At 65.0% G+C, this 8,589-nt stretch carries 7 protein-coding genes and 1 pseudogene; 2 read left to right on the top strand and 6 right to left on the bottom strand.

The features are described from left to right. The 5 genes from A2J03_RS05650 to purL all read right to left on the bottom strand — a co-directional run. Window positions 1-682 (bottom strand): amidophosphoribosyltransferase (locus tag A2J03_RS05650; RefSeq protein ID WP_197480632.1); only part of this gene is annotated, 682 nt, incomplete at its 3' end. Window positions 683-803: 121 nt separating this feature from the next. After that, on the bottom strand, window positions 804-1,190 hold the full coding sequence (locus tag A2J03_RS05645; protein WP_068370589.1) for a sterol carrier family protein: 387 nt from the start codon (window positions 1,188-1,190) through the stop codon (window positions 804-806). 5 nt (window positions 1,191-1,195) lie between these two features. Then, complete coding sequence (locus tag A2J03_RS05640; RefSeq protein ID WP_068370587.1) at window positions 1,196-1,792, bottom strand: CPBP family intramembrane glutamic endopeptidase; 597 nt, start codon at window positions 1,790-1,792, stop codon at window positions 1,196-1,198. After that, complete coding sequence (locus A2J03_RS05635; RefSeq protein WP_231912386.1) at window positions 1,789-3,465, bottom strand: alpha/beta hydrolase; 1,677 nt, start codon at window positions 3,463-3,465, stop codon at window positions 1,789-1,791. The genes A2J03_RS05640 and A2J03_RS05635 overlap by 4 nt, the downstream gene beginning before the upstream one ends. Window positions 3,466-3,619: 154 nt before the next feature. Further along, window positions 3,620-5,911: a phosphoribosylformylglycinamidine synthase subunit PurL gene (gene purL, locus A2J03_RS05630; RefSeq protein WP_068370585.1), complete on the bottom strand. Its 2,292-nt coding sequence runs from the start codon at window positions 5,909-5,911 to the stop codon at window positions 3,620-3,622. Between the two features lie 92 nt (window positions 5,912-6,003). Between purL and A2J03_RS05625 the strand changes: the two genes are divergently transcribed. Beyond that, window positions 6,004-6,777 carry a nucleoside phosphorylase gene (locus A2J03_RS05625; RefSeq protein WP_231912385.1) on the top strand — a complete coding sequence of 258 codons (774 nt, stop codon included), beginning with the start codon at window positions 6,004-6,006 and terminating at the stop codon, window positions 6,775-6,777. Window positions 6,778-6,788: 11 nt separating this feature from the next. Here the strand turns inward: A2J03_RS05625 and A2J03_RS05620 are convergent, their stop codons facing one another. After that, window positions 6,789-8,066, bottom strand: coding sequence for a M18 family aminopeptidase (locus A2J03_RS05620; RefSeq protein WP_068370583.1), 1,278 nt, complete (start codon window positions 8,064-8,066; stop codon window positions 6,789-6,791). Between the two features lie 66 nt (window positions 8,067-8,132). On the opposite strand from A2J03_RS05620, the pseudogene A2J03_RS05615 reads away from it, so the two are divergent. Further along, a pseudogene (locus A2J03_RS05615) lies at window positions 8,133-8,589 on the top strand (hypothetical protein); the annotation flags it as partial.

The raw sequence follows: 8,589 nt of genomic DNA, 5'->3' as shown, positions 1-8,589 counted from the left end.
CGACCACCCAACCGCGATCGAGACGCCCGAGACACAACGGGCGAACCCCGTGCGGGTCACGCGCGGCATACAGGGTGTGCTCGTCCATGAACGTGAGACAGAAAGCGCCCTTCAGCGTCGGCAGGAGTTCCATCGCGGCTTGCTCGATGGTGCAGTCGGCCGCCTTGTGCGCCAGAAGAGCTGCCACGACATCGGAATCCGACGTGCCGTTGCCCTGCAGACGGTCACTGATCAGGCCCTGCTCGCGGGCACGCGTCGCGAGTTCGGCGAAGTTGACCAGGTTACCGTTGTGCCCGAGGGCGATACCCGTCCCCGCTTTGGTGGTGCGAAAGATCGGCTGCGCGTTTTCCCACGTCACCGAGCCGCTGGTGGAGTAGCGACAGTGTCCGATAGCGACATGCCCCGGCATAGCGCCGAGGGTCTGCTCGTCGAACACCTGGCTGACCAGGCCGAGATCCTTGAAGACCAACACCTGCGAACCGTCGGACACTGCAATACCCGCAGCTTCCTGTCCCCTGTGTTGCAGGGCATAAAGTCCGTAATACGAGAGCTTCGCCACATCCTCCCCGGGAGCCCAAACACCGAAGACGCCACACTCTTCACGAGGCTCGTTCTCGGGTTCGTCCACGGGTTTGCCTAGCAGAAGATTTGGACTTGATACCGATACATCGGCAGAGGTCACAGCACTGCTCCCTAAGGGGGCCGGGGCGGGGGGCACGGCCTAGTCTACGGGCCGTCAGGGCGTACCAACGCATCGTGGGCGTTCTTCCATTCCCGAGTCGGACATCTGCTGTCCATATGGCTCAGGCACGAAGGATCGGCAGCCAATGCCCTACTTCGCTAGCGCGGCTTCCCGACGCGGTGATCGACCCGTCTTTCAGTGCGTCCTCGAACGCTCTGACTCCCGTGGCGACCTCGAGCCAGGTCCGCGCATCGGTCTCGACGACATTCGGCGGCGTCCCACGGGTGTGACGCGGTCCGGGGATGCACTGAACTGCGACGAACGGCGGCACGCGCACCTCCACGCTCGAACCGGGCGCGATCTGAGCGAGCGTGCGGGCGGTGGTGCGTACGGCGTCAGCGAGGGCGGCGCGGGACGGGGCGACGAGGGAGCCGTCGCGCACCCAGTCCGCGACGGCGAGCACGGCCGCTCGGACTTGTTCGGGAGTGACGGTCTTGCTCGGAGCCATGCCGATCAGCCTAGAACTGTGGCTGCAGGGCTCGTGCGTCGAGCAGCCAACACCGCTCCCGACGCATTCACCGCATAGTGCAGCAGACCGGGCGCCAGCACACTGCCGCTTCGGCGACGCAGCCACGAGAACACCACGCCCGCCAGCGTGGTGCCGACGACGGTCCCGAGCACCGAATCTCCGGCCGCTCGAGCCGGGTGAATGTGCCACAGCCCGAAGAAGATCGGCGACCCCGTGGGCGACACCGCATCGAAGACGCAGCGGAACGCCAACTCCTCGGCAACAACCGTCCCGACGGGTATCCGCAGCAGCACCCACTCGGCGAGGTCGTCGTCCGACGGCCGTACACGTTGCGCCAGAGCCGGGACGGATACGACTACCGCAGCACCAACGACGGGCACCGCTGCCGCCCCGAGGCCCCACCACAATCCGCTTCGCCAGCGAGTGAGCCCCAGTTCGACAGCTGTGAGCCCACTGGCGCGGGTCAATCCGATCCCGAAGGCGGCGTTGACCACCGCGCGGCGGCGGTCGGTGAGACGCAACGCCGGAAGTACCACTGTGCTCCACGCCGTCGTCACGGCCCCGAGAACGAGCGGCGTCACTTCTCCGGACCGTCCCGGCCCGCGTACTCGTCCATGACGGCGCGAACCTTCTCGGTGTCCTCGGCCGTCCAACCTTCCGGTGCGGCGATCGCGACCCAGCCGTCGAGCACGAGCGTTCCGTAGTTGTGCCCGTGTCCGTCGGGGACTCCAGCAGCGTTCGTAAGGTCGGCGGCGACCTGCCAGAACGTGACGATCGGGAACCAGCGCATGTCCGGCAGGCGATCAGGTCCCGGAGCCTCGGACAGCCAGTCCGGGCGGGAGAACAGCAGATCGGGTGACCACCACACCACCGGGTCCGACGCGTGTTGGACGTACAGAACTCGTGGGCTGAGCCACGGCTCACCCTCGGGCGGGATACCCGACGAATTGTCGGCGAATCGGACGACGAGGCCATCGGCATAGACGGGTCGAACCTCGGGGCTGCCGGGATCCCGGCGGGTGACGAATTGCCCCCACAGCCGGTTCGCATTCGGTGGGCCGACCCACAGGACACCGTCGACGCTGTCGCGTATCTCGGCCAGTCCGTCGAACGCACCCTCACCGGATTGGGTGCCGAGGCTTTCGCCGTACACGTACAGGCGTGGACGAGTGTCCTCCGGTTCCTGCATCCAGCGTGCGCGAATCTTGTCGATCAGCGCCTCCCCCGCTGCTGCGGCCTTTTCGCGCTCGGCGAGGAACGATATCCAGCTCGGTAAGTACGAGTACTGCGCGGCGACGGTCGCGACATCGCCACCGAACATCAACTCTTCCGCTTCGACCGCGGTGGGGTTGACCCACCCGGTGCCGGTGGTGGGGACCACGACCAGAGCTTGTCGCTCGAATGCGCCGGTTCGTTCGAGTTCCCGCACGACGATGTCGAGCCGCTCATCTTGTGTCGGAGCGGTTTCCAGGCCGGAGTACGCGCGAATCGGCTCGAGCGCAGGCCTGCCTAGCCCGTCGGATATCTCCTCGGCACTGAGTCCACTGGAGACGAAATTGCGTCCCTCGAACCCCAGGGTGTCCCACGGCGCCAACGATTGTGGACTACCCGAGCGTTCGGGCCGCATCGGTTGTTCCACGCCTTCGCGAGTTTCGTTGTTCTGCAAGCTGAAAATGGAGTTGGTGACGTCCGAGACAGCCCGCAGCAGTACGCCCTGCACGAGCGCGATGACCAGCACCACGACCAGCACCACACCGATGACGTTGGCAACCTCGCGCGGCATCTTGACGACCCGGTTGATCTGACGGGACACGAATCGAACCAGATCTCGCAGCACACGCGTCGCCGAGATCGACAGCGTACCGACAACAATGCTGAGAACACCGGTACGGAAGTACCCGGTAGTGGTCGTGCCCTCGGCGTCCATCAGCTCGGCCAACTCTCGTTGCCAAGCCGCAGACAACATGAGCATGTACAGAGCTGCGATCGTCGCGACCGGAGGAATGGCGAACTTGATCCACAGTTCGACCCTCCTCGGTAGCGGCCACCACGACTTGCCCGCGAGGAACCATCGGCGCACCGACCAACCCACTGCGACGCCGAAGCCGTACCCGATCGCGGCATTGATGCCACCGATCAGCCCCTGAAACAGCCAATCACGCGGCAGCAGCGACGGAGTCAGAGACCAACAGAAGAACAGGGCGCCGAACGCGATACCGGTGAAGTCGAGCTGAAGCAGCCCCCACAGCCACATGACGAAGGGATGCTTGTCGGGAGAGGGTACGGCGAACTCGAGCGAATGCCGGTGGTGCCTGTGCTCGTGCTCGACCGTGTCGGTACCGGCGCCGGACGCCTCCGGGGTGTCCGACGCCTCCGGGGCTTCCGAAGCCTCTCCCCTGGACATGGACCTACCCGAAAAGTCTGGGAAGTGTGCTCTCGAAGGTGTCACGGAGTTCGGTCATCTTGACCGCGAACTGACCCTGTACCTCGATCTCGTCCGAGCCTTCGTCGACAACGCCGATGCGCGTCCACGGCAGACCACGGGCGGTGCACATGCCGGTGAACCTCGTCTCCTCCGTGCGCGGGACAGCAACGAGAACGCGACCGGAGGACTCGGAGAACAACATGACGAACGGGTCCGCACCTTCGGGAAGCAAAATGCGGCAACCGGTTTCGCCGGCCAAGGCGGCCTCGACGACGGCCTGTGCCAAACCACCTTCGGACAGATCGTGGGCGGCGCTGACGAGACCGTCGCGTGATCCTGCCAACAAAATGTCGGAGAGCAACTGCTCGCGAGCCAGGTCGACCCTGGGCGGAACTCCACCGAGGTGATCGTGCTCCACCTGCGCCCAGATGGATCCGTCGAACTCGTCGTGGGTGTCCCCGAGCAGAATCAACGTTTCGCCCGGTTCCAGACCGAGGCCCGTCGGAATGCGTCGATGCACGTCGTCGATGACTCCGAGGACGCCGACCACCGGCGTCGGAAGGATGGGTTCGGAACCGGTCTGGTTGTAGAAGCTGACGTTTCCGCCGGTGACCGGGATACCGAGCGTGACGCAGCCGTCGGCGAGGCCGCGAACAGCCTGCTGGAACTGCCACATGACGCCCGGGTCCTCGGGCGATCCGAAGTTGAGGCAGTTGGTGACGGCCTTCGGCGTCGCGCCGGTGACGGAGACGTTGCGGAACGCCTCGGCCAATGCGAGCTGGGCACCCTGGTACGGGTCGAGGGCTGTGTAGCGACCGGATGCGTCTGTGGCGAGCGCGATTCCGCGGCCCGTCTTCTCGTCGATCCGAATCACTCCGGCATCAGCGTTCTCGGCAAGCACGGTATTCCCGCGGACATAGCGGTCGTACTGTTCGGTGATGAACTTGCGGCTGCACAGCTGTGGCGAGCCGATCATCTTCAGCAGCGTCGCTTTGAGCTCGTCGGCGGTCTCGGGCCGCTTCAACGAGGCCGTGGTGTTCGCAACGAGCGCGTCCTGCGTCGCCGGACGCTGCACGGGACGCGAGTAGACCGGGCCGTCGTGCGCCACGGTCTTCGGCGGGACGTCGACGACCGTCTCGCCGTGCCAGGTGATCTCGAGGTTCTCACCGTCGGTGACCTCGCCGATGACTGTCGCGAGCACATCCCATTTCTTGCAGACAGCCATGAACTTCTCGACGTTGTCCGGCGTCACCACGGCGCACATGCGCTCCTGGGATTCGCTCGACAACACCTCGGCGGGAGTCATACCGGTTGCGCGCATCGGCACCTGCTCGAGCGTGATGTGCATGCCACCACTGCCTGCGGACGCGAGTTCCGAAGTAGCACAGGACAGTCCGGCGCCGCCCAGATCCTGGATACCGACGACGAGCTTGTTCGCATACAACTCGAGGCACGCCTCGATGAGCACCTTCTCGGTGAAGGGATCGCCGACCTGCACCGCTGGAAGCTTCTTCCTGCCTCCACCGGTCTCGTCACCGTCGAAGGTCTCCGAGGCCAGGACGGACACGCCGCCGATGCCGTCGAGACCCGTGCGAGCGCCGAACAGGATGATCTTGTTGCCCACGCCCGACGCGAACGCAAGGTGCATGTCCTCGACCCGCATGACACCTGCACACAGTGCGTTGAGCAACGGGTTGCCGGCGTAGGAGGCGTCGAACACCGTCTCGCCGCCGACGTTGGGGAGGCCGAGGGAGTTTCCGTACCCGCCGACACCCCGCACGATGCCTTCGAGTACGCGTCGGGTGTCGGGCGCGTCCGCAGCACCGAAACGCAGCTGGTCCATCACCGCAATCGGGCGTGCACCCATGGCCATGATGTCGCGGACGATGCCGCCGACACCGGTCGCGGCGCCCTGGTAGGGCTCGACGTACGACGGGTGATTGTGGCTTTCGACCTTGAATGTGACGGCCCAACCGTCGCCGACGTCGACGACGCCCGCGTTCTCGCCGATACCTGCGAGCATGGACGTGCGCATCTCGTCGGTCGTGGTCTCACCGAAATACTTCAGGTGGACCTTCGAGGACTTGTACGAGCAGTGCTCGCTCCACATGACCGAGTACATCGCGAGCTCGGCGTCGGTGGGGCGACGGCCGAGGATCTCCCTGATACGGGCATACTCGTCGTCCTTGAGCCCGAGTTCTCGGTACGGCTGCGCCACATCGGGCGTCGCAGTAGCGATCGAAACAGTGTCGGTCTTTGCTGAGCTAGCGGACACGAGGAGTGGGGTCCCTTCCTGGAGCGAAATGCCAGTGGGAGTCTATCCGTGCAGGGTGACAGGCCCCAAAATGAGCATGCGAACATACCTGCGTGGACATTGCATTGACGGAGAACGATCTGGCATTTCCGGGCGTCCTGACGCCTCAGATGGTGGTCAAGGGTGTCGATATCCCCAGCAAGGCCGTCGTATGCTTCTTTGCCGAAGTGATCGAATCCATAGCCGGTCAGGGACGGGCGCGAGTGTTGTCGATCCTGCGATCCGAGCACGGTGAGCATCCTGTGTACGAGATCGAGCGCGGCGGCGAGCGGCTCGCGGTGTTCCATCCAGGCGTCGGCGCACCCCTTGCAGCGCTGTTTCTCGAAGAGGCCATCGCGCTCGGGTGCTCGGAATTCGTGGCTGTCGGCGGCGCTGGGGCGCTGACCGATCAGCTCGGGATGGGCCACGTCATGGTTGTCGACAGTGCAGTTCGCGACGAGGGCACGTCGTTCCACTACCTGGCGCCGGGACGTGTCGTCGACGCCGATCCCGACGGGGTGACGGTACTCCAGCAGGTGCTGACCGAGGCCGGCATCGATCACGTCACGGGCCGATCGTGGACGACCGATGCGCTGTATCGCGAAACCCGCAGCCGGGTGTCGCGGCGCGTCGAGGAGGGGTGCTTGACGGTCGACATGGAGGCGTCGGCGTTCTGCGCGGTCGCGCAGTACCGCGGGGTGCGGTTCGCGCAGCTGCTGTACGCGGGCGATTCGTTGGCCGCCGACTGGGAGCACCGCGGCTGGACCAAGGCAGGCAGCGTCCGCGAGCAGCTGTTCTGGCTCGCTGCCGATGCGTGCCTGCGGTTGGAGCCCCAGTTGTCGACCTAGTGGTTGCCGACCTAGCCCGCCGGCGCAAGGAAAGCCCCGAGCGCATCGGCGTACGCCGCGACATCCGACGCCCCCATCAGCTCGCGCGAACTGTGCATCGCCAACTGAGCGGCGCCGACGTCGACGGTCGACAACCCCGTGCGTGACGCGGTGATCGGTCCGATCGTCGACCCGCAGGGCAGATCGGCTCGGTGGACGTACCTCTGCAGCGGCACGTTCGCCTGATCACAGGCCAGCGCGAACGCACCCGCACCGGCGGAATCCGTTGCATACCTTAGATTCTGGTTCACCTTGAGCACCGGTCCACCGCCAAGTTCGATGCGGTGGGAGGGCTCGTGTCGGTCCGGATAGTTCGGATGCGTCGCGTGTGCCATGTCCCCGGATGCGCAGACGGAACCGGCCATGGTTCGCAGAAACTCCTCGCGCCCACCGCCACGTCCGAGAACGATGCGCTCGAGCACCGTGTTCAGCAGATCCGAGAATGCCCCACGGTCGGACATACTGCCGACTTCCTCGTGATCGAACAGCGCGAGGACAGGCGTCGCCGCGGTCGGATTCTCCACTGCCGCAATCAAAGCCTGAGTTCCGGCGTAGCAGGTCCCCTGATTGTCCAGCCGCGGCGCACTGACCAATTCGGACTCGACTCCGACCACTGCGCTCGGAGCGAGATCGTGTGTCATCAGCTCCCACCCCAGCACTGCCGCGGGGTCGACTCCTTCACGTTCGGCGACGTACCCCAGGAACGACCTGGGCGAATTCCCCACGCCCCACACGGCATTGACGTGGCGCTGCGGATCGAGAGTGACGCCCTTGCGGTCCTCGGACAGGTGGATCGCCAGCTGGGGTACCCGAAGGATCGGTTCGTCGACCTTGACGAGAACCTCGCGCAAGCCATTGCCGTCACGAACGCTCAGTCGACCGGAAATGCCGAGATCGCGATCGAGCCACGAGTTGAGCCACGCGCCGCCGTACGGCTCGAGGCCGACCATCTGCCACCCTGCCGACTCGAGGTCCGGATGCTGCTTGACCCGCAAGTTCGGACTGTCGGTATGACCGCCGACGATACGGAACGGTCCAGAGCTTTCGGTGCTCCACGCGACGAGGGATCCGCCGCGGATGAGGTAGTAGCGCCCGGCCTCGGCCGGCCAGGTTTCGGTCTCGTCGACGCGAACGAATCCCACCTCCTCGAGCTGCACCGACACCGTCCGACACACATGGAACGGCGAGGGTGACACATCGACGAAATTGCACAGACCGGCAGCAGACGCGTTGGACGACATGGGAACCATTGTGTCAGTTGCTGCGTCGAACAGACCAAGGAGCACAGAACCAAGTCCACAAACCTCGGGGGAACAGTGAAATTCGAACAGTCGTTGGCCGAGCAGGCCTCGCACGCAACAACCGTCGCGTTGATCCGCAGGAAGGTGATCGCCGCGTTCGATCGGCACGGCGTCAAGGTGACGAAGGTCGACGCCATGACCTTGAAGTCCGGCCCCGATGGCTACATGGGACTGGACAACCTGGTCGAACGGTGTCGAAACGCGCAACGCCGGTATTGGGACGACATCATCGAAGCGCACGTGACGGTCATGCTGGAGTCGCAGAAACTCAGCGACCCGGACTACGTGCTCGGCCTTCCCGACGAGGAGTTCTACATGCGGCTCCGCGAGCGCGTCGCACCCCTGGGCATCCTTCGGAAGATCGAAGAATTCCAATACTCTCGGCCGCTGGTGGACACTCCGTATTCACCGAGGCGGGTACTCAATCTGACGTTTCCGGACCTCGCCCTGACCCTGTCGGATCGATACCTGA

The organism is Rhodococcus sp. EPR-157 (genome assembly GCF_001647195.1).
Lineage (GTDB): Bacteria > Actinomycetota > Actinomycetes > Mycobacteriales > Mycobacteriaceae > Rhodococcoides.
This window is presented reverse-complemented; position numbering and strand designations above follow the sequence as displayed.